General features: G+C 65.0%; 24 protein-coding genes and 1 pseudogene. 12 read left to right on the top strand and 13 right to left on the bottom strand.

The features are described from left to right. Positions 1 to 17: 17 nt before the first annotated feature. Together JQ573_RS10580 and JQ573_RS10575 are read left to right on the top strand one after the other, a co-directional pair. The gene (locus JQ573_RS10580; RefSeq protein ID WP_212309878.1) at positions 18 to 1130 is read left to right on the top strand and encodes a LacI family DNA-binding transcriptional regulator; all 1113 of its coding nucleotides are present in this window, start codon (positions 18 to 20) and stop codon (positions 1128 to 1130) included. 356 nt (positions 1131 to 1486) lie between these two features. Continuing rightward, positions 1487 to 1921: a twin-arginine translocation pathway signal gene (locus tag JQ573_RS10575; protein WP_212309877.1), complete on the top strand. Its 435-nt coding sequence runs from the start codon at positions 1487 to 1489 to the stop codon at positions 1919 to 1921. Between the two features lie 52 nt (positions 1922 to 1973). Here the strand turns inward: JQ573_RS10575 and JQ573_RS10570 are convergent, their stop codons facing one another. Further along, the gene (locus tag JQ573_RS10570) at positions 1974 to 3176 is read right to left on the bottom strand and encodes an FAD-dependent monooxygenase (protein WP_212309876.1); all 1203 of its coding nucleotides are present in this window, start codon (positions 3174 to 3176) and stop codon (positions 1974 to 1976) included. Positions 3177 to 3183: 7 nt separating this feature from the next. Continuing rightward, entirely contained in the window at positions 3184 to 3429 is a 246-nt protein-coding gene (locus JQ573_RS10565; RefSeq protein ID WP_092115185.1) for a zinc-finger domain-containing protein, read from the bottom strand. 249 nt (positions 3430 to 3678) lie between these two features. Between JQ573_RS10565 and JQ573_RS10560 the strand changes: the two genes are divergently transcribed. Both JQ573_RS10560 and JQ573_RS10555 read left to right on the top strand, forming a co-directional pair. After that, the gene (locus JQ573_RS10560; RefSeq protein WP_212309875.1) at positions 3679 to 4824 is read left to right on the top strand and encodes a hypothetical protein; all 1146 of its coding nucleotides are present in this window, start codon (positions 3679 to 3681) and stop codon (positions 4822 to 4824) included. 64 nt (positions 4825 to 4888) lie between these two features. Next, complete coding sequence (locus tag JQ573_RS10555) at positions 4889 to 5641, top strand: alpha/beta fold hydrolase (protein ID WP_212309874.1); 753 nt, start codon at positions 4889 to 4891, stop codon at positions 5639 to 5641. A gap of 15 nt (positions 5642 to 5656) precedes the next feature. Here JQ573_RS10555 and JQ573_RS10550 read toward each other — a convergent pair. Further along, positions 5657 to 7033 (bottom strand): annotated as a pseudogene (locus JQ573_RS10550) (hypothetical protein); the annotation flags it as partial. Between the two features lie 197 nt (positions 7034 to 7230). On the opposite strand from JQ573_RS10550, the gene cysE reads away from it, so the two are divergent. Both cysE and JQ573_RS10540 read left to right on the top strand, forming a co-directional pair. After that, entirely contained in the window at positions 7231 to 8058 is an 828-nt protein-coding gene (gene cysE, locus JQ573_RS10545) for a serine O-acetyltransferase (RefSeq protein ID WP_212309873.1), read from the top strand. Positions 8059 to 8196: 138 nt separating this feature from the next. Continuing rightward, complete coding sequence (locus tag JQ573_RS10540) at positions 8197 to 8415, top strand: DUF3126 family protein (RefSeq protein WP_050406403.1); 219 nt, start codon at positions 8197 to 8199, stop codon at positions 8413 to 8415. 65 nt (positions 8416 to 8480) lie between these two features. Here JQ573_RS10540 and JQ573_RS10535 read toward each other — a convergent pair whose 3' ends face one another. Beyond that, a complete protein-coding gene (locus tag JQ573_RS10535; protein WP_212309872.1) occupies positions 8481 to 9191 on the bottom strand; it encodes a hypothetical protein in 711 nt (236 codons plus the stop codon). Positions 9192 to 9410: 219 nt separating this feature from the next. Between JQ573_RS10535 and JQ573_RS10530 the strand changes: the two genes are divergently transcribed. Both JQ573_RS10530 and JQ573_RS10525 read left to right on the top strand, forming a co-directional pair. Beyond that, positions 9411 to 9740 (top strand): DUF6949 family protein, encoded by a 330-nt coding sequence (locus JQ573_RS10530; RefSeq protein WP_092115175.1) that lies wholly within the window; start codon positions 9411 to 9413, stop codon positions 9738 to 9740. A gap of 155 nt (positions 9741 to 9895) precedes the next feature. After that, positions 9896 to 10426, top strand: a complete 531-nt coding sequence (locus JQ573_RS10525; protein ID WP_092115174.1) for a gamma carbonic anhydrase family protein — start codon at positions 9896 to 9898, stop codon at positions 10424 to 10426. Positions 10427 to 10430: 4 nt separating this feature from the next. Here the strand turns inward: JQ573_RS10525 and JQ573_RS10520 are convergent, their stop codons facing one another. Further along, complete coding sequence (locus JQ573_RS10520; protein WP_212309871.1) at positions 10431 to 10685, bottom strand: hypothetical protein; 255 nt, start codon at positions 10683 to 10685, stop codon at positions 10431 to 10433. Positions 10686 to 10772: 87 nt separating this feature from the next. Between JQ573_RS10520 and JQ573_RS10515 the strand changes: the two genes are divergently transcribed. The 3 genes from JQ573_RS10515 to JQ573_RS10505 all read left to right on the top strand — a co-directional run bounded on the left by JQ573_RS10515 (position 10773) and on the right by JQ573_RS10505 (position 12092). Next, complete coding sequence (locus JQ573_RS10515) at positions 10773 to 11084, top strand: hypothetical protein (RefSeq protein WP_212310808.1); 312 nt, start codon at positions 10773 to 10775, stop codon at positions 11082 to 11084. 155 nt (positions 11085 to 11239) lie between these two features. Next, positions 11240 to 11740 carry a hypothetical protein gene (locus tag JQ573_RS10510; RefSeq protein WP_212309870.1) on the top strand — a complete coding sequence of 167 codons (501 nt, stop codon included), beginning with the start codon at positions 11240 to 11242 and terminating at the stop codon, positions 11738 to 11740. 202 nt (positions 11741 to 11942) lie between these two features. After that, entirely contained in the window at positions 11943 to 12092 is a 150-nt protein-coding gene (locus tag JQ573_RS10505; RefSeq protein WP_212309869.1) for a hypothetical protein, read from the top strand. 504 nt (positions 12093 to 12596) lie between these two features. Here JQ573_RS10505 and JQ573_RS10500 read toward each other — a convergent pair. The 3 genes from JQ573_RS10500 to JQ573_RS10490 form a co-directional block, all read right to left on the bottom strand. After that, positions 12597 to 13088: a hypothetical protein gene (locus tag JQ573_RS10500; protein ID WP_212309868.1), complete on the bottom strand. Its 492-nt coding sequence runs from the start codon at positions 13086 to 13088 to the stop codon at positions 12597 to 12599. Between the two features lie 161 nt (positions 13089 to 13249). Continuing rightward, on the bottom strand, positions 13250 to 13789 hold the full coding sequence (fabA, locus tag JQ573_RS10495) for a bifunctional 3-hydroxydecanoyl-ACP dehydratase/trans-2-decenoyl-ACP isomerase (protein WP_409334663.1): 540 nt from the start codon (positions 13787 to 13789) through the stop codon (positions 13250 to 13252). A 24-nt stretch (positions 13790 to 13813) separates the two neighbouring features. Continuing rightward, positions 13814 to 14443, bottom strand: coding sequence for a TetR/AcrR family transcriptional regulator (locus JQ573_RS10490; RefSeq protein WP_212309866.1), 630 nt, complete (start codon positions 14441 to 14443; stop codon positions 13814 to 13816). Positions 14444 to 14514: 71 nt separating this feature from the next. On the opposite strand from JQ573_RS10490, the gene JQ573_RS10485 reads away from it, so the two are divergent. Next, positions 14515 to 14955, top strand: coding sequence for a hypothetical protein (locus JQ573_RS10485; RefSeq protein WP_249131596.1), 441 nt, complete (start codon positions 14515 to 14517; stop codon positions 14953 to 14955). A 128-nt stretch (positions 14956 to 15083) separates the two neighbouring features. On the opposite strand, the gene JQ573_RS10480 is transcribed toward JQ573_RS10485, so the two are convergent. The 5 genes from JQ573_RS10480 to JQ573_RS10465 form a co-directional block, all read right to left on the bottom strand. Beyond that, entirely contained in the window at positions 15084 to 15698 is a 615-nt protein-coding gene (locus JQ573_RS10480) for a transglutaminase-like cysteine peptidase (RefSeq protein ID WP_092115167.1), read from the bottom strand. Between the two features lie 334 nt (positions 15699 to 16032). Then, positions 16033 to 16650, bottom strand: a complete 618-nt coding sequence (locus JQ573_RS10475) for a PilZ domain-containing protein (RefSeq protein WP_092115166.1) — start codon at positions 16648 to 16650, stop codon at positions 16033 to 16035. 149 nt (positions 16651 to 16799) lie between these two features. Beyond that, positions 16800 to 18350: an FAD-dependent monooxygenase gene (locus JQ573_RS10470; protein WP_212309865.1), complete on the bottom strand. Its 1551-nt coding sequence runs from the start codon at positions 18348 to 18350 to the stop codon at positions 16800 to 16802. Positions 18351 to 18605: 255 nt separating this feature from the next. After that, a complete protein-coding gene (locus JQ573_RS40125; protein ID WP_249131594.1) occupies positions 18606 to 18845 on the bottom strand; it encodes a hypothetical protein in 240 nt (79 codons plus the stop codon). A 5-nt stretch (positions 18846 to 18850) separates the two neighbouring features. Continuing rightward, positions 18851 to 19564, bottom strand: coding sequence for an acyl-CoA desaturase (locus JQ573_RS10465; protein WP_249131592.1), 714 nt, complete (start codon positions 19562 to 19564; stop codon positions 18851 to 18853). Positions 19565 to 19627: the final 63 nt, after the last annotated feature.

The raw sequence follows: 19627 nt of genomic DNA, 5'->3' as shown, positions 1-19627 counted from the left end.
AACGGTTGCGCTCATGAATGCAATCGTTTGCAGTTGATATTGCAATCGATTGCAATAAGTCAAGGGACGCGCTATGCTCATTTCGCGCGAATGAGCTAAGCAACAGGAATCGCTGGGTGAATCGACCTGTCACGACAATCAAGCAGATCGCGGCCGCCGCCGGCGTTCATCCTTCGACCGTGTCGCGGGCCCTCGATCCCAAGAAACGGCATTTGGTCGCGGACGACGTCGCCAACAGGATCTCCGCCCAGGCGGAGGCGCTGGGCTATCAACCGAACCGGCTGGCCGCCAACCTGCGACTGGGTCGATCCGATCTCGTCGGTGTGCTGCTGCCCGACATCACCAATCCGGTGTTCGCTCCGATCCTTGGCGGCATTACGGAGGTTCTCTCTACGGAAGGCTACGCACCGATCGTTGCGGACGCCGGCAATGTATCGTCGCAGCAGATCTTCTTTGCCGAGAGACTGCTCAGCCAGCGGGTCGACGGCCTGATCCTGGCGACGGTTTCGCAGGATGACGAACTCGTCGGTTTCTGTATCCGGCGCGGCGTTCCCGTGATCCTCGTCAACCGATCCGAAGCGCGCGATCGCGTCTCCTCAGTCGTCTCGGACGACGAAATGGGAATGCGCCTCGCTGTCGATCATCTCGTCGATATCGGACACCGCCGCATTGCGCATATCGCAGGGCCGCTGTCGACATCAACCGGCGCGCTGCGGCGTGATGGCTTTGAGCGCGCGATGGCACGGCACGGATTGACCGGTGTCATACGTGAAGCCGCGGGATACACGCGCGAAGGGGGCGCGCTGGCGGCGACGCGTCTCGTCGGCGGGCCGCATCAGGTGACTGCGATCGTTGCCGCGAACGACCTGCTGGCGATCGGTGCCCTCGACGCCCTGAAGGAGCGGCTCCTGCGGTGCCCGGAGGATCTCTCGCTCGTCGGTCACAACGACATGCCACTCATGGATGTCGTCTCGCCCCCCCTCACCACCGTGCGCATCGAGCACCGCGAGATGGGGCGGATCGCCGGCAGAATGCTGATCGAAATGCTCCAGAGCGGGTCGGCCGAGATCCGGCACGTCGTACTTCCTCCTGAGCTGGTCGTCAGGAAATCCACGCAACCGGCGGCCTAGAGATCTGCCGGCTGCTTTCGGCCGGGCAGGTCATCAAGCTTGCGCCGCGCGGGCTTCCTTCTGTCGAGGAGCACGTCGGCGATCTCGCCTTCGGTCGCGGGCCGGCTGAGTGAACGACGTTAGTGCCGATCCGCGCGCGAGCAACTTTCGAAAATACGGGGCGCTCGTCTTCTTGGCCTAGCTCCGCTATCCGCTACTACCACGCGCGCTTTCAAAGGCTTAACCTGCGGCTTGCAATTCCATTTGCCTCGGCAGCCGAGCATTGGGATAAGCAGCGCGCCGCCGCGATTGAGCCTCAATCCGGACACCGGCGGCTGCTTTAGGCAATCTCAACACTGTCGGACTAAGAAAGCTGAATGTCTGTTCGTCTCCCACGCCGCCCAAATCTGTCGCGCGCGGCAGCCATCGTTGCGCTGCTCGCCTCGGCTGCGGGCGTTTCCGGCTGCGCGCAGATCGGCGACAGCGTGCCGTCGGCATTCGCCGATCCCGCCAAATACGATCTGTATGATTGCAAGCAGCTCGAGACCGAGCGCAAGAATCTCACGTCTCGCGCGACGGATCAGGAAAAGTTGATGGCCAAGGCGGAGACCGGCGTCGGCGGTACCGTGGTCTCCGAGATGGTCTATCGCAACGAACTGATCTCGATCCACGCCCAGCAGAGGCTTGCGGATCAGGCCTGGCGCGCCAACAAGTGCCATGAGAGCCCGCCAGACACGCCGGCGGCGGCCGCACCTGCGGCGCCTGCGCCGGGGGCAAAGGGCTCGCGCGCGCCGCGAGGCCTCGTTCACTAAAGTCAGCGTTTCCGGAAGAACCGGTAGCTGTGTGCGGGCAGGCGCGCTCGGCTCAGGCGCGCCAGTCGTAGATCCAGTCCTGCCGCGCCAGCATGCGCTGCGGACCGATGGCGCGGATCGCAAGATCGCGCGCGATCGCCAAGGGTCCGCTCAAATGATAGATGCGGCCCTGCTGCCGCGCCATGCGCTGCACCTTCAGCACGCGTCCGCGCCGCATCTCGGCGTAGCGCTTCAACGCGGCGGGAATGCCTGCGGTGTTTTCGCCGGTGCAGTCGGCCAGGGCCTTGGCGAGCACGGCCGCATCCTCGATCGCCATGCCGGCGCCTTGCGCGGCAAACGGCAGCATCGCATGCGCGGCGTCGCCGAGCAGTGTCACCGCGCCTTCGTTCCAGCGGCCGATGTCGGGCAGGGTGAACAGCGCCCATTTGCGCCAGCCGTCGACCGCGCCGATCAGCATCCGCGCCGTGGCGGGCCAGCGCGCGGTAGCGAACGCGCCCTTGATCTCGTTGATGTCGCCGGGCGCGCTCCAGCCCGGCCGGTTCCAGGTGCCCGACACGATCGCGACCACGTTGACCTGACGGCCGGCCGAGATCGGATAGGCCACGAGATGCGCGTCCGGCCCCATCCACAGCTGCACGCGCGGCGCGGTGTATTCACGCGGCAGGGCGGTCGCGTCCAGCGTGCCGCGCCAGGCGATCAGGCCGGAGAATTGCGGTTGTACATCCGGAAACAAATGTCCGCGGACCGACGACCAGATGCCGTCCGCGCCGATCAGCGCAACCGCCAATTCCTCCTGCCGTGCGTTGCCGCGGCGCTGCACCACCGTCAGCCCCTTGGCGTGCTTCGTCACGTCCTCGAACTGGCAGCCGAGCCGCAGATCGATATCGGGATGGTCGTTGACGGCGGCCTGCAACGCGGCCTGCAGATCCGCGCGGTGGATCACCCAATAGGGGGCACCGGCGCGGAACTCGGCGGCCCGGCCGAGCGGCATCCGCGCAATCTCGCCACCGGCCCGCGCGCTCAGGATGTTGACGGATTCCGGCGTGACCACGCGCCGCGCAAGCGGTTCCTTAAGCCCGAGCTTGACCAGGATGCGGCTGGCATTGGGAGAGAGCTGGATGCCGGCGCCCGCTTCCTCGAGCCGTTCGGCCTTCTCCAGCACGACGACGCGAAAGCCCTGTGCCGCCAGTGCAAGCGACGCCGTCAGTCCTCCGATCCCGGCGCCGGCAACGATGACGGTTCGCGTCAGCGCCACGGAGCGGTCAGGCGACCTTGTCTTTCAGCACGCATTCCGGCGGCCGTGCTTCGCCGGCAGCGAGGTCGGACGCGAAGCGATAGAGTGTCGAACAGTACGGGCAGATGATCTCGCTGTCGTTGCCGAGGTCGAGGAACACGTGCGGATGGTCGAACGGAGGGTTGGCGCCCACGCACATGAACTCCTGCGACCCGATCTCGATCACCGAGACACCGGCATCGTTATGGAAGTGCGGGACGACGTGGTCGGACATATTCTCACCTTGGTGGCAACGATGGGCAGACGCAATCAACAGCATGCGGCATCGCGAAATGCCGCGCACCATACTGGCGGGAACAGTTGATTCCTAGAGCCCCGATGGCTCATTTGCTCATGCAAATTCGACACAATCTTGTCGTCCCAGAGAAGCCCTTCTTTGGTCGGAGCCGTTGTGTCGCAAAAACGGCACACTATTTCCAAGGCGAGCTGAACAAGGCGAATTAAACTTGAGGTTTCAAGCGGAATGAACGGGGTGCGCCTCAGTTTGGCGGTGGCCGGCCTGGCAGCGAGCGCGGCCGTAGGCGCGGCCATTTGGCCGCACGCCCGCGACGCCGGTACGGTGCTGTCAGCGCGGAACGATCCGGCTGCGCTCGCCGACCTCAGGCTCAATTCCGTCCTGCGCAACAACCCGGCGTTGATATCGGACAATATCGAGGCGGCGCTCGCCTCCGGAGATGCCGATCTTGCGACCAGCTTTGTCGCGCTCGCAAGCGAGAAGAACATCGCGCTCAGTGATGAACTCACAAAGCGGGTCGACGACGCGCGCGCCGAGCAATCGTCCACCGCACATTTCGCCAAGGGATTTGCCACCGGCCTCGTGACCGGCAATGCAGACGACGTCGCAAGCCTGTCGGGCACGGTCGCGGGCGACCTGTTCGTGTTCGGTGACGTCAGGGACGTCGTGCGCGAGGGCAAGCATCTCGTGATGGGCGAGGACACCGACCGACTGGTGCTTGGCCTCGCGGCCGCCGGGCTCGCCGTGACTGCGGCTACCTATGTGTCGGTCGGCGGCGCCGCGCCGCTGCGCGCCGGATTGACGCTGGTCAAGGATACGCGCAAGGCCGGACGGCTGAGTGAGGGGATGATCGAATGGGCCGGGCGCTCGACCCGCGAGGTGGTCGATCAGCCGGCGCTGCGTGAGGCGGTCGCGTCCGGCTCGGTGCTGCGGCCGGCGGAAACTGCAACCGCGATCCGCGCGGCATTCCGCGCCGAGAAGGCCGGCGCGCTGGTGCGCGTCGCCAAGGACGTCGGGCGCATCGGCGAGGCGGCCGGGGTTCGTGCCGCGCGGGACACGCTGAAGGTCGCGGAAAACCCGCAGGAGATCGCGCGCGCGGCCCGCCTCGCGGACGTGAAGGGCGGCCAGACCCGCGCGATCATCAAACTGCTCGGCCGCGGCGCGCTGCTGCTCGTGGCCGGCACATTCAATCTCACCATGTGGCTGTTCGGCGCGCTGTTCGCACTGTTCGGCTTCCTGTCGTCGATCAAGGCCACCACCGAGCGAACCACGGCGTGGTGGCTCAGACGAAGCAAGGCGCTGCGGCTGAAGCGGCAGATGACCGCGCAGGCCGCGCTGGCGAGTATGCCCGCCCAAGGCCAGGTTTCACGCTAAGCTTGCGGTCGCCGGTCGATCGCAAATCCCAAATCCTAAGTCCCAAGAAAAAACGGAATCGAAGATGCCGAGTTTCCATCACGGCGATGTTGAGATTGCCTATATCGACGAAGGCGCGGGCGAGCCGATCGTGCTCGTGCACGGCTTTGCGTCGAGCAAGAACGTCAACTGGATCTATCCGACCTGGGTGTCGGAGCTCGTCAAGGCCGGCCGCCGCGTCATCGCGCTCGACAATCGCGGCCACGGTGAATCCGCCAAGCTCTACGATGTCGCGCAGTACGAGATCGCGACCATGGCAAGCGACGTGATCGCGCTGATGGATCATCTCGGAATCGCGCGCGCCGACATCATGGGCTATTCGCTGGGCTCGCGGATGACGGCAATCCTGGCGCGTGAGAATTCCGATCGGGTGCGTTCGGCGATCCTCGGCGGCATCGGTATCGGGCTGATCGAGGGCGGCGGCCCCGGCGAGGCCGTCGCGCTGGCGCTGGAGGCGCCGTCGCTCGACGATGTCACCGATCCGGTCGGCCGCACCTTCCGCGCCTTCGCCGATCAGACCCGTTCCGACCGCCGCGCGCTCGCCGCCTGCCTGCGCGGCTCGCGCCGCCTGATGACGCGCGAGGAAGCCGCCGGGATCCGCGTGCCGGTCCTGATCGCGGTCGGCACCAACGATGAGATCGCAGGCTCGGCGTCAGCGCTCGGCCGGATCATTCCGGGTTCGCAGGTGCTCGACATTCCGAACCGCGACCACATGCGGGCGGTCGGTGACAAGGTCTACAAGACCGGCGTCATCGACTTCCTGTCGCGGCGAAAATAGCTCGTCGGCATCGTTCTCGGCATCGTCCTTGGCGAAGGCGCGCGCCGCCGCGATCAGCACCACGAAGGTCGCGATCCACACCATGCGCGCGCCATAGCGGTCGTGCGGCCCCGAGATCACGCCACAGACGGCGGCATTGCCGAGCAGAGCGAGCGTCACCGTGCCCGCCAGCAGCGTCAACTCGTCGAGCCGTCGCTGCCACAGTCCACGGCCGAACAGGATCACGACCAGGAGCATCGAGGCCAGCGCGACCGGCACGTGGATGCGATTGATCGCGGTGAAGTCGAGGGCCCATTGTTGTTGCCGCGCGGCGCGCATCGGCGCGACCTGCTTGGGAATATAGCGCTCGATGATGCCGTAGGTATGCGGGATCCAGCCCGAGGAGCCTTCGCCGGTCGCGACATCCAACAGCTGGTCCGCGGTTGCCGTCAGCGCCGCCCTGGCCTGCCATGTCGGATATTCGGCCAGCGAACGCACCACGATGTGGCCCATCTCGTCATTCAGTCCCTGAAAGCGGCCGAGCGTGTTGAACATGCTGTGACCCCACAGGAAGTCGTCGGCGGTCGGCGGCAACTCGTCGCGATAGGGACAGAGCTTCAGGTTCTCCTTGGCGCAATGATCGCGCAGATATTGCGCGACGATGCCATCCTGCAGCATGCGGCCGAAGGCGACGCCATAGCCGCCGGGTGTCCAGGCAAGCTGTCCCGACAGCGCGAAGTTCGCCGCCAGCAGCATCACGGCGGCGGTGACGATGGTCAGGCTGCCTTGCATGAGCCCCGCGACCGGGACGCGGCGGCCGAGCCACGGACGCAGCATCCAGCCGACGCAGCACAGACCGAGCAGTACCGCGAGCGTCGCGCTGTGCGTGGCGGCGGAAAACGCGATGAACCCGAACAGCACCGCCTTCTCGAGCGTCGAAATCCGCTCGCCGTGCAGGACGAGGATAAAGAGCGCGAGCACCGAGAGGCCGGCAAAGATGTCGGTCAGCAGCATGCTGGCGAGCCAGGGCAGGGCGGTGGTGGCGATCAGTGCGAGGCTGATCGCGATCAGCCGGACCGGCCGGGCGAGCTCGAGCATGCGCAGGGTCAGTTGCAGGATCCAGAGCGTCGCCAGGGTCTGGATGCCGAGGTTGAGCCAGAATCCCGATGTCTCGCCGACATGGAGGTAGATGCCGAACACTGTGGACCGGCTCGGCACCAGATAGCCCTCGTACCAGCGCGCCAGATAGCCGCCGGTATCCCATTGGAGCAGCGGATAGCCGTTCCAGAAGGCAGGCGCGAGCAGGAGGAGGGGAATGGCAATGGTGGCGATCCAGACCGACCGTGCATCGGTCAGGCGCCCACGTAACGTCCGGGTATTGATGATGTTTCCCCCTTTATTGGGGCCGACCATGCCCAAAACCACACTCGGGACGAAATCCGCCAATAGTTGCAGAAGCACGGCTTGATTTCGGCAAAATCCCGACCAACTCCCCTAGACGTCGGCCCGGGGGGCGTTCGGCTGGGGTTTACCGTACCGAGCCTTCCCGGGACGCGCTGGGTTCACCGTGCTATAACGCACATCAGAACAACCGAATTGCGAGAGCAGCTATGGCAGTTCATCAGGTCAATCCGCAGGGGAGCAAGCTCGCGGCACTCGATCCGATCTGGGATCGAATCCGCGGCGAGGCGGAAGACATCCTGCGCCGCGAGCCGGAGCTCGCATCCTTCATCTATGCGACCGTGTTGCATCATGAGCGCCTGGAAGATTCCGTGGTCCATCGCATTGCCGATCGGCTCGACCACGCCGCGCTGTCGGGCGACCTGATCCGCCAGACTTATGGTGAGGCATTGCGCGATGAGCCCGATATCGGCAACGCCTTCCGCGCCGATCTCGTCGCCGTCTATGACCGCGATCCCGCGACCTCGCGCTTCATCGATCCCTTGCTCTACTTCAAGGGCTTCCACGCGCTGCAGACCCATCGTCTCGCGCACTGGCTCTATCAGAAGGGCCGCAAGGATTTTGCCTTCTACCTGCAGAGCCGCTCGTCGGCGGTGTTCCAGACCGACATCAATCCGGCGGCCAGGATCGGCCGCGGCATCTTCCTCGATCACGCCACCGGTTTCGTCTGCGGCGAGACCGCCGTCATCGATGACGATGTCTCGATCCTGCATGGCGTCACGCTCGGCGGCACCGGCAAGGAGAACGAGGATCGCCATCCGAAGATCCGCCACGGCGTGCTGATCGGCGCCGGCGCCAAGATCCTCGGCAATATCGAGATCGGTCATTGCGCGCGGATCGCGGCGGGCTCCGTCGTGGTCAAGCCCGTGCCGCACAACGTCACGGTCGCGGGCGTGCCGGCGAAAATCGTCGGCGAGGCCGGCTGTGCCGAGCCGTCGCGCACCATGGACCAGATGCTCAACGCGATCGGGCTTTGATTTCACTCGCTTTCTGATCGGTACCGCGCTTTAGCGTGTGCGCAACATCACGTCGCCAAAGCCTGAAAAGGCTCTGGCGATCTTTGCCGTCTCGTCCTAAAACTCCCCCGAAAATCATCGACCCGATTGGAGACGGCTGTGGACGTACAGGAAGTCAGGAAGCTCGACGCGTATCTCAAACGCGTGTTCAGCAATCCCAAGATCCGCGTGGTGCCGCGGCCCAAGAAGGACGACTCGGCCGAGGTCTATATCGGCGAGGAGTTCATCGGCGTGCTGTTCGTCGACGACGAGGACGATGATCGCTCGTTCCAGTTCCAGATGGCGATCCTGGAAGAAGATCTGGGCGAGCAGGGCTGAACGGCCTTAAGGCCGTCATTGCGAGGAACCCGCGGAGCGGGCGTCGCTCCGGCGCAATGACGGCGTTACCCCTTCGCGCTGTGCATCTGCGCGGAGAGGCGGTTCATCGCGGTGGCGATGTCGCGCCATTGCGCAAGCCAGCTGCGTGGAAAGCGGAAGGTCAGGTCGGCGCCCTCGATGCGCTGCTCACTCAGGCACATGCCGGGCGTCGAGGTATCGCGCGTGCAGCGTGCGATCAGCTGCGGCTCGCTCGCGGTGAACAGGTCCTCGCCGCCATAGGGCGTGCCGTCGCGGAACGCGCGTGCCGTCAGGCCGTCATCGGTGTTCGCACGCTCGTCGAGATAGCGCGGATAGATCGTGCGCAGCCGCATGTCCGGCGCGAGTGAATCGTGATGTGCCGCGATCGACACGAAGATCCTGTCGATCGGCTGCACCTTGTCCTCGACCGTATCGGCGCTGTAGTGCTTCGGCGCGGCAGGCGCCGCCAGCGACGGATAGAGGAAGCTCAGATCGACGCGCTCCTGCGGCCCGGAGTGGCGCTGGATCTTCATGCGCACGGCCATGGTCGGCACGTTGAACAGCGTGCCGCCGACGCTCACCGGCAGCCGCGACGGATCGCTCGGCGGGACGGTCGTATAGGTCGGCCACAGCAGATAGGCGACGAGCGCAATCGCACCGGCCGCGATGACTGCCGAGGCGATGATCGGAACGAGATGCGCGCGCGGATTGCGCCGGGTGTCGCGGGCGAGATGCTGGGCGGTCGAGAGTAGCGTCATGAGCCAGGCAAAGAGCAGGCCGGGAGTGGCCGAATCACCTGCCGAATATGCCACGTGACGCGGAATTTCCGTACGATTCCAATGGAATCCCGCAGCGAATGGCCATGCGCAAACGCCTCGCCGGGCGCGGCCGGTTAACCTTTCCTTAAGGATGATGTGGCGGCCCGCCGTCAATTCTGCGAAGCAGGGTGAGTGGCCTGTTGCGTAGCGGAAGTTCCGATGTCGCCCGATACCTTGAATTCCCTGTTCTCGCTCTTCATCGGCTTCGCGCTCGCCGGCGCATTGGCCAGCGGTTATCAGGCGATGGCGGAGCGTCCGGCCGGCTTCGGCCTGCTGCAGGAGGGCGTGGCGCCGAGGACCTTTGCCGCGGTCCCGTTTCTCGTCTTCGCTGCACCGTTCATCATCATGCGCAACACGCTGCGTGGTGCGCGCATCGAGCGCCGCCGTTTCGAGTTCGTGATGATGGCAACCGTCATCTCCGGCTTCTGGAGCCTGATGTCCGGCACCTTCTTCGTGATGACGCTGCGCGCTGCCGGCGTGATCGGGTGATCCGCGCCGGATCCTGATCCGTGTCCGGATCATGGGCGGGCTTGCTTGAATCGACGTCGTCCGCTGTGCCAAGGTCACTTTGATCTGAGCTTCGACGCGTTTTCTTCACGCGAGGCGGCGTCCACTTCGCTCGAAAGCGCTCCAGGGAGACCTTCATGGCGATCTACGAACTCGACGGGCAGGGGCCCGATCTTCCCGCCGACGGCAGCTACTTCATCGCCGACAATGCCGTCGTGATCGGCAAGGTGCGCCTCAAATCCGCGGCGAGCGTCTGGTTCGGCGCCGTGCTGCGCGGCGACAATGAGTGGATCGAGATCGGCGAAGGCTCCAACGTCCAGGACAATTCGACCCTGCATGTCGATCCCGGCTTTCCCCTGACCATCGGCAACAACGTCACGATCGGCCACAATGCGATCGTGCACGGCTGCACGCTGGAAGACGGCGTGCTGATCGGGATGGGATCGATCGTGATGAACGGCGCGCGCATCAGGCGCGGCAGTGTCGTCGGCGCCGGCTCCGTCATCACCGAGGGCAAGGAGTTTCCGGAAAACTCCCTGATCATCGGCGCGCCCGCGCGCGTGGTGCGTACGCTGGACGCCGCGCAGGCCGAGGCGTTGTCGCGGCCGGCGAAGTCCTATGCGATCCGGGGCCCGCAGTACAAAGCCGGACTGAAGAAGATCGGCTGAAGCCTCAGCGCTTCCGGCCCTGCTTACGTGCGCGCTTCGGTGTTGCGGGGCCTGGCTTTGCCGCCTCCCGCGGTCTCGCTGCTTCCTGAAGTCTTGCGCTCTTGCGCAGCGCATCCTTCAGGTCGATCGGAATACCGTGCTTCTTGAGGAGGTCGGCGAAGGCCTCGTCCGCCAGCTCCTGCAACGTCGCCATCCGGTCGCGCCCAAGCTGCTTCAGCTTGTCGGCAGTGTCGTCGTCAAATTCGATCAGCTTGCGCAAATTGCATTGCTCCCAAACTGTATTGCCCCAACGCCTGTGGGAACCGGCGTTTTGCGGACCCGTTGATGTCCGCAAGGGAGAATTGCCATGCGCAAATTATCCGTCACCGCCGCAGTCGCGACAATCGCCATTCTGCTGGCGCCCACGATTACCGTTGCTCAAGGCACCGGAAGCGGCGCTGGGAGCGGGAGCCCCTCGTCAGCCAGCCCGACATCGCCGCAAGTCGCGCCACCGCCGCCTGGCACCAACAGCGCCGGCACGGCGCAATCCTCCGGCCGGCTGAATACCGGTGAGGGCGTCACCACCGGCTCGGCGTCGAGCGAGAGCATCGACAGGGCGATCGCCGACGAGAACAGGACGGTCGACCGCCGGGTCAATGGCATCTGCCGCGGCTGCTAACTTTTGACGGCTGCGCCTTGATGAACGCGGGTCGCGCAGAAGTGAGCGTGACACAAGCGCGCGGTTGAAGCCGCGGTCCTACATTGAGTTAGCATGCGCGGGACGCGGCGGAGGAGGCTTGCAAAGAAAAGCCTTGGACAGAGGAGTGACGGGTGATGTTGCGTAAAACGATGATTGCCTTGCTGGCGACGGCCACGGTCGGCCTGTTCACGGTCGATGCCGCGTCGGCGCGCGGTGGTTTTGGTGGCGGCGGCTTTCACGGCGGTGGTGGCTTCCATGGTGGCGGCGGCTTTGGCGGCTTCCACGGTGGCGGCGGCGCCTTCCGCGCCATGGGCGCGGGCGGTGGCTTCCGGTCGGCTGCAATCGGCGGTGGTTGGCACGGCGGCGGCTGGCATGGTGGAGGCTGGCACGGCGGAGGCTGGCATCGGCGCGGCTGGGGCTATCCGTTCGCGGCGGCCGCGATCGGGTTCGGCCTGGGCTATGGCGCCTACGATTACTATGACGGCTACTACGGCAACCCGTACTACGCCGGTTACGGCTACGACGACGGGTATGGCTACGGCTATGGTTATGGTGACGGCGGCTGTTACGTCGTGCGCCGTCGCATGCTGACGCCGTATGGCTGGCAGGTGCGACCGGTGCAGGTTTGCAACTGAGACATCTGCCGACGCATGGCCGGTCCATCGGATCGCCATGCTGATGGTCTTGGAATGATCGGCGCGGCCTCGGTGTCTTGATGCCGGGGCCGTCGCGCATTGGTACGCTGCTTGCAGCACATTGCAGCAGTCTGTGTGTGAACGCGTCGCGAAAACAAACGGTCCGGCTGCGATTGGAGCCGGGCCTCAGAGGATATCAGAGATGCTGACCATTCCTGATCTGACATTGTTGTTCATGGTTGTTGTTTCGGGCCTCGCCATCGCATTCGTCTACATGCTCCACGAGCTCGAGCCGAAGCTTGCACGGCTGCGGCAGCGAAGCGATCGCGTCCTGCGCGACCGCACCAGGTAGGCGGCAACGCGGATCGCTGCGGCTTCAGCGGCAGCGATGTCGCGCGTGCAGAGCCGTCACCCGAGCACGCCTTATTTCTTCAGCTGCGCCTGCATCTGATTCCATTCGTCCTCGGCCGCTTCCTTGTGGGGTGGCGAGCGCAAGCCGGCTTGCCGACCTCGCGCGCGTGAAGGCCGCTCTCGATGTCGGGAGTCAGATGTTTCCGGGGTGGGCGGCCCCAAAAAACAAGGCCGTCGACGTAGTATACCGTCAACGACCTTGCCAGCCCCGGATATTGAAATCGGCTCACGCCATCCGGTGATTAAAGATGACTCGGATTCGAAGTCGGATATGTGAACCAGTTCACAAAGTCCGGATTAATTCACGGTAACGGGCACTCATGCGGGGCTGCTGCCGGCAGGCCTGGAGCCGGAAATTCCACCTTAGCTCCTGATGTTGTTCGAGATTTGGTACATTTTGATGGCCGCGCTGGTGACCGCGCTCGGCGTCTTCGGTCTTCGGTCGTCAACTGCGCGATCTGTGGCGCTTCCGGTTGGCGCTGCGGGTGGCCTTCGACCGCTTGCGCGGCTCGGACTCCGCGACCGGCTCATTGGCCTGCGCGCTCGCGAGCGACTGGCGCAGGCCCTCGACCTGTTCAGTCAGTGCGGCGACCTGGTCGGAGAGCTTCTTGGCGTCGCCCTGCTGCGCGGCGAACTGTTTGCGCATGGCCAACAGCTGGTCCTGCACCTCCTGCAACTGGTCGATGGATTCCTGCTGGGTCAACTCCATCCCCTTGGTCTTTTCAACCAGGGCCTCGGAGACCTGCGCGGTCCGCGCCTGCAACTGACGGACGGCGACCATCCGGTCGGTCTCCGGCACGTTGCCGCTGAAGGCGCGCCACAGCGTGATCGAGCCGATCCCGAACAGCACGAGCACCAGCGCCACGGCGCCGATCGCGATCGGCTGCACGCCGATCAGGCTGCTGGCTTGTGCATTCCGGGGGGCAAGTTCGACCATGCGACCAGAACCGGACATCAATTGAAAGGTTCCGAATAGCACAACCTCGGCGCGGGCAAAACCCCCGGGGATTCAAGCAGGTGGCGAGGGGAGTGCAAAACTCGCCGCAAATTCCGGGGGCTCCTGCCTCAAAACGGGACTGTCCGGCGCGCGTCCGTGGCTCAGTCCGTAGGCGCGATCAGGCCGACCCTCATGTCCTTCGCCAGATAGACGCACGCGCCGTCGGCGAGCACGCGGCCGTCGGCGATGCCCAGCACCAGCCGGCCGCGCCTGATCTGACGCATGTCGACCTCATAGCGCACGAGCCTGACGCCCGGCGTGATGTGGCCCCTGAACTTGACCTCGCCGACCCCGAGCGCGCGGCCTTTGCCCGGCGAGCCCGACCAGCCGAGCCAGAAGCCGATGATCTGCCACATCGCGTCGAGCCCGAGGCAGCCGGGCATCACGGGGTCGCCGGCAAAGTGACAGGCGAAGAACCAATGGTCCGGTGCAACGTCCAGTTCAGCGGCGACGCGGCCCTTGCCGAAGGCGCCGCCGTCGATGCCGATGTCGGTGATGCGATCCATCATCAGCATCGGTGGCGCCGGCAGCTGCGCATTGCCGGGGCCGAAATAGCCGCCCGCGCTCGAGCGCAGCAGATCCGGCTTGCTGTAGGACGATTGCGGCGTGTGAAAATCATGCGGGTTGAACAAGATGGCCACCGACCTTGGGGTTATAGTTGAACGTTAGAAGCGGCTGCGCCGCGTGGCTTTTGGCCTCACCGGCGGGGACTTGGCAGTCAGGCGCAGCGCCGCGGCCATGAAGGCCCAGATGTCGCCGGTCAGCCTTGCCGGATCCGGCCGCCGGTCGGCAGTGAGCGCGCCGATCAGCGCCTGGCGGATGCCGCCGATCATCAGCGCGATGGTGAGGTGAGGGTCGAGGTTGCCAGGTACGATCCCGTCGCGCTGCGCGGCTTCCAGCATGCGCGCACCGCCTGCAAGCTGGCGGCTGGTGAAGGCGGTCTCGACATCAAGCACTTCGGGCGCCCGGCTCAGCGGTCCGATCACCAGCGGCGCAAACGGGTGCTCATAGTGAAAGGCGACATAGGCGCCGATCCGCGCCTTCTCCCGGTCGGCCCAGTTGCTGGCGGGCAGTTTGGCGCCGCCGAAGGCGGCCTCATCCAGATGTTCATAGAAGTCTTCGACCACGGCGGCGATCAGGCCGGCCTTCGATCCGAAGTGGTGATAGGCGAGCCCGACCGAGACCTGGGCCCGTCTCGCGACGGCCTGCATCTCGAGATGCCCTTGGCCTTCGATCAGCTCCCGTTGGGCTGCGGCGAGCAGCCGCTCGCGTGTCCCCTGGCTCGTTACGCCCATCGCTTGCCCGTTTCTTGAATTGAATTCAATTCAATAGAGCGGATGTTAGGATGTCAAGCTTGGGGCGCCGGATGGCCGAGCGTACCGGTGCAGGGCATGCGATGGCGTTTGCGATCAAGACCGAGATCTCCGAACCGCGGGCGAATACGTTCGTCTTCACCGCGCAGAAGACCATGTATGGCGGCAAGCACATCGCGGCCGACGACATCGTGTTCGTGTTCGCGAGCGAGAACGAGGGCGGCAACGGCCTGATCGCCCGCGCGGTGGTGACCTCCGTCGAACCGGTGCCGCGCAAGCCGGGTAACGCCAGGCAAACGCCGCGTGTCAGCATCGCGGTCAGGAGTGTTGCGCTGTCGAAGCGGCCGCTGGGACGCGACGCGCTCAAGCGCTTCAAGGATTGGGACGACGGGCGGCCCGAGACCGAGCTCAATTTCAAATTCTACCGCCAGGCCACCAACAAGATCGTCGGCATCTCGGACCAGACGGCGGCCTTCCTCGATCGGTTCTTCTGATCGGTCACCGTGTCCCCTCAAAAAGGTTGCGCCCACCCTTTGGGGGAAGGGTGGGCGCGCGCGAACCGGTCTGGGACGGGGAGGGGTGGGGATGTGACCGGGTCGCGAACTCGATTGCTTGTTGCCGCTCAGCGCGAGCTTGCGGTTGAAACTGCCGGGCGGTTGTCGCCGAGCGAGACCCACACGTTGGGATCGCTCTGCGATTGCCGCTTGACGAAGCGGTAGCCGGTCTCCGTCCAGGCGACGATGCTCTCGTTCTGATTGTCGAGCACGAATTCGCCCTTGTCGGTCTTCACGGTCAGCACCGCGTGGCCTTCGCCCTTCTTGTCGCGGACCACCGTGATCAACAGCGCCTCGCGCGGCCAGCCGGCGTCCATCAGCATCTTGCGCTTCAGGAGCACGTAGTCCTCGCAGTCGCCGTAGCCGTCTGATGGCAACGACCATTTCTCGATCACGCCCCAATGATCCATGTCGGTCATCGGCTTGATGGATTCGTTGACCCACTTGTTGACCCGCACGAGGTCGCGCCAAGCGGTCTGCGACAACACGATGTCGCGTGGTTGCGTCTTGCCGCCGCGGCACTCGGCGGGATTGTCGGCGCAGAATTCGACCCAGCCGATCGGCGAGCGCGCAACGTCACCCAGGCTGGCGTAGACCACGTCGCCGGCCTTGGCCGACACGCACGTCGCAAACAGAATGGCGGCAACCGCCAAACCTTTCCCCTGTCCCCTGAACCCAAACATCGTGGCCCCCGTTCTTCTTGTTGGGACCACGTTTCGCACAAAGCTTTTGCGCCGCCGCTAAGTGCGCGAAGTAGATTTGACGCGAATACTGGTAAAAGCTGCGGCGAATTCGATCTTTACTTGAATCTAATTTGCGTAAAATTTGAAACATCTGCAATTGATTCAAATTTTATCTATTAACGCGGCAAACGCTGCGCTTGCACGGTTTGTTGCCTCAAACGCTCTGGCCGTTAACCGCCGATTTTACTGCGCCAAACGCGCCGAAGGCGGCCACCGGGTGCACCGGAGGCCGCCTTCGCGGGCTGAAAACGGGCGACTTGAGCGGTTTTTCGCTTTACCTCGCGGTAACGCTCTCTTCGAGCGTTTCCGCCGACTGCTCGTGGACGAACTCGAGCGCGAAGCCTTCCTCGAGATTTCGCACCACACGCGCCTGCACCCTGCCGAGCATCACGAGCGACTTCAGCGGCGGGCGGTTCTCCGCGGCGATCGCAGCACCGGACAGCGAAAGGTCGATGATGCGGCAGGTCATCCGCGAGCCGTCTTCCTGGGTGAGCAGGGCAATCGGGTTGCGCGGCACGATACGGTCGTGGCGGCGATCCTCGGGCAGATTGAGGATGTCGCGGTTGGCGAGCCAGGTGAGCTGGGCGGCGAGCTTGTCGCGCTTGCGCGCGGTGGCGCCGATCGTCATCGCAAAGCCGTTGTCGATGATGCGGGTGATGCGGCCCTCGACCCGGCCGATATGGTCGAGATAGGCGATCACTCGGTCGCCGACATTGCCGATGCCGGGTGCCAACAGCGCGAGGCCGCCCGGGGACATGTTGATAATCTGGCAGGGAAACTCGCGCCGGTCGGGCAGCATGTAGCGGCCGAGCAGGTGCACCTTGACGCGCTGGAAGCGCCGCCGCTCCTCGGCAACGGGGACGACGGTAGTTTTCTTTTGTGCAAACGACATCACAACAAACCCGGCCACCGTCCATTCGGAGCCCCGACGACCCTAAGGCTGATAGGGTTAACGGGGCGTTACGGTTGTGAAAGGGAACCCGGACACGGAGCGAGAGTGACAAGTGAAGCTCACGTGCGCCGTATCCAGGGACGTTAGGCTCATTCAGATGCCGCGTCAGGTTCTCCGAACCATCGCGCTGCGGCTTGAGCAGTCTCCTCCAGATCCGGTTCGATGTCTGTGGCCCAAGCCACAAACCCGTCGGGGCGCACCAGCACCGCGTTCAAGCCCAGCCGATCCAGGGCATCGCTAGTGAGATAGCCGATCCGCCCGCACCAACGCTCGGCCAACGCGCGCAGAGGGGAGCGCGGCTCGAAGTCGAGCAGCAGGCCGCGCCCGTCTCTGAGCAATTCGCCGAGCCTCGTCCCGCAGGCGAGCGCGAAGTCGGGCGCGCTGCGGCCCACCAGCGGATGGTCGCCGCCAAGATCGTAGCGCAGCGAGACGCCCCACACGCGCTCGGCAAAATAGGTCGCGCCGTCGGGCGTCGCGATCAGATCGCGGATGATGGCTTCGAGCGCGCGCGAGCTCCGGCTCGGCCGCATCAGCGCGACCTGGGCGCGCGACCAGTCGAGGATCTGCGCGCCCACCGGATGCCGTTCGCTGCAATAGCTGTCGAGCAGACCGGCCTGCGCGTCGCCGCGGATCGTGGCCGCGAGCTTCCAGCCGAGATTCATCGCATCGCCGAGCCCGAGGTTGAGGCCCTGGCCGCCTAGCGGGGAATGGATGTGCGCGGCATCGCCGGCGAGCAGCACGCGTCCCCTCCGGTAAGCCGTCGCGTGACAGGCGCGATCGGTCCAGGTGGTGGCAAGCTGGAGCGCCGTCAACGTCACGTCGGTCCCGGAGACACGGCGCAGCACCGCCTGCACATGCTCGCGCGTGATCTCTTGGGTGCGGTGGAAGGCGCCGCCGTCGAAATCGACCATCGCGATGGTGCCGGGCCGCGCGTAGGTATACATGCCGGTCGGCGTGTAGTGGCGGCCCGGGCGGAGCGTGTCCGGATCGGCGATCTCGACCTCGACCGAATAGCCGGTGAACTCCGGATCGGTGCCGACAAATTCAAAGCCGCCGGCCTTGCGCACCGTGCTGCGCCCGCCGTCACAACCGACCAGCCAGCGTCCATGAAACGTCTCGCCGCCGGCGCGAACGATCACGCCGTCATCCGACTGATCGAACGCCTCGACGGCCGCGCCGCGCCTGATCTCGACATCCATCGCGATTGCGCGCGCGGCGAGCGCGGATTCGAGCGACTCCATGTCGACCGCCATGCTGGTGCCGGCCGGACCCGGCAGGCGAAACGGCCATTTCGCAGTGTCGATATCGTCGTGATAAAACTGGATGCCGGCGAAATGGCCCGCCGGGCGGCGCGGCTGCTGCATCCAATGCGCGCCGTTCGACGCATTGCTGCCCGAGCCATCATTCGCACGCGGCGGCGCCGCGATCTCGTCCAGCATCCCGCGACGATAGAGGGCCTCGATGCTGGGCGCCGAGAGGCCGCGCATGCCGAACGGCAGCCGTTTCAACGGCGAGCGCGGGTCTGTGGCCTGCTCGAGCACCAGGACTGAGAGCTTTGCGAGCCGCAGCTCGCAGGCGAGCAGCAGTCCGACCGGGCCGGCGCCGGCAATCACGACATCATGGGGAAGGGGCTGGTGCACGAACTACTCCTTTGTCGATGTTCGACCGGAGCGGTTCGTCGGATTGAGAACCACACGGACGAACAATGGACGCTTCGACAGCGTCCGGTGTTCGTCGTGGGGATCTCATGCACGCAGCGGGAGACCAGAGCTTTCGTTTTCGAAACGACTTCGATTTCGAAAGGACTTGGGCTTACCAAACCAAGTCTGCCTTTTCCGACACGGGCGATATAGCGGCATCGCGACAGCTCCGCAATGGCGATCCGTGCGTGCAGGTTATGGGAACAACGCAGGGCCGCGATGTCCCGGTGCGACCGCATCGGCGTTATCAGGACCGCCGACGCGGCGCGAGCCCGGGCGCGGCGCGAGGTTGTCTGGCGTCTTGATGTTGCTGGCGAGGCCTGCTGCCTCGAACGCCTTGATCAGCCACCAGCCGAGATCGATCTGGCCCGGCAACAGCCCGAGCTTGGCGGAGCCCGGATAGGCGTGGTGATTGTTGTGCCAGCTCTCGCCCATGCTGATCAGCCCGGCGATGCCGACATTGTAGCCCTGGGCTGCAACGCCTCGATGACCCAGGTCTGTCCGCCCTTGCGATGCGAGTAGTGACCGATCAGCCAGTGACCGGTGACGCAGACGGCGACCCGGACGCAGATGCCCCAGACCAGCCAGCTCCACGAGCCGATCGCAAAGAACAGCAGCGCCCAGGGCAATTGCTGCCACATCCAGCTTCGTTCGACGAAGGCATAGAAGCGGTCGTTGGCGAGCCGCGGTTCGACCCGGAAGACCGGCGGCTGCTTCAGCACGAGCGTGCAGTGCAATTGCCACCAGCCATCGCGCCAGAAGCCGGCGCGGTGGCAGGAGTAGTCGTGGCAGGCCGCCTGGCGTTGCGCCCAGTCGCGGAAATCGTGCAGCCGCACCATGCCGTAGGGGCCGGCCATCCCGACCAGCGTGCCGAGATAGACGCAGAGCCGTTCGAGCCATAGCGGGCAGTCGAAGCTCGCATGGATCAGGCGGCGATGCATGCCGACCGAATGGCCGAAGCACAGCGTGATCGCGCTGGTCACGACGAACAGCGCGAACGCGCTCCACGAGAACAGCAGCGGCCCGAACACGATCGCGACCGCGGTCATGCCGCCGAGCCACAACGACTTTGCCGGCGCCCATTGCACGCGCCCGTCGAGCGGGTCGGTGCTGTCGTCCGCGAAGATGCGCTCGGACCCGGGTTGCAGCTTCATTCCGTAACCTGAAATTGTGCTGAAGGTTGGGGTGAAGCGGCCGTTGCTGTCAATCCGCCGCGC

The sequence above is a fragment of the Bradyrhizobium sp. AUGA SZCCT0105 genome (assembly GCF_018129565.1).
GTDB lineage: Bacteria > Pseudomonadota > Alphaproteobacteria > Rhizobiales > Xanthobacteraceae > Bradyrhizobium.
The sequence above is the reverse complement of the archived record's forward strand: the minus strand, read 5'-3'. Positions and strand labels throughout refer to the sequence as shown.